The sequence below is a fragment of the Ureibacillus terrenus genome (assembly GCF_006569205.1).
GTDB classification, from domain to species: domain Bacteria; phylum Bacillota; class Bacilli; order Bacillales_A; family Planococcaceae; genus Ureibacillus; species Ureibacillus terrenus.
In genome coordinates, this window is record NZ_VIGD01000076.1 from 1 (window position 1) to 590 (window position 590).

Here is a 590-nt window from a genome sequence, read left to right on the forward strand (position 1 = left end):
GGTCGCGGGTTCGAGTCCCGTCTTCCGCTCCATAAGCCGGGGTGGCGGAATTGGCAGACGCACAGGACTTAAAATCCTGCGGTAGGTGACTACCGTACCGGTTCGAGTCCGGTCCTCGGCACCAAAATAAGCGCCAGTAGCTCAATTGGATAGAGCGTCTGACTACGGATCAGAAGGTTGTGGGTTCGACTCCTGCCTGGCGCGTCAAATAATAATAAAATATTAATATAGGAAAATCGGGAAGTAGCTCAGCTTGGTAGAGCACTTGGTTTGGGACCAAGGGGTCGCAGGTTCGAATCCTGTCTTCCCGACCATTTATTGTCTAGGGGCATTAGCTCAGCTGGGAGAGCGCCTGCTTTGCACGCAGGAGGTCAGCGGTTCGATCCCGCTATGCTCCATTATGAACCTTGAAAACTGAACACCAAAGCGTTGATGCCAGAAACAATTCCGGTTTGCCGGCCCTGTCGGCGGACCGGATTCGGACAAACAATTTGAGCGAAATCAAATTCTTTTTGGAGAGTTTGATCCTGGCTCAGGACGAACGCTGGCGGCGTGCCTAATACATGCAAGTCGAGCGGACCTCATAGGAA

4 tRNA genes and 1 rRNA gene are annotated in these 590 nt (G+C 52.5%); all 5 read left to right on the forward strand.

Features of this window, described 5'->3' with window-relative positions:
• Window positions 1-35: 35 nt before the first annotated feature.
• Window positions 36-124 (forward strand) — tRNA-Leu (locus FKZ59_RS14475).
• 6 nt (window positions 125-130) lie between these two features.
• Window positions 131-204, forward strand: a tRNA-Arg gene (locus FKZ59_RS14480).
• Window positions 205-237: 33 nt separating this feature from the next.
• Window positions 238-314 (forward strand) — tRNA-Pro (locus FKZ59_RS14485).
• Between the two features lie 11 nt (window positions 315-325).
• Window positions 326-398 (forward strand) — tRNA-Ala (locus FKZ59_RS14490).
• Window positions 399-509: 111 nt separating this feature from the next.
• Window positions 510-590, forward strand: a 16S ribosomal RNA gene (locus FKZ59_RS14495); the annotation flags it as partial.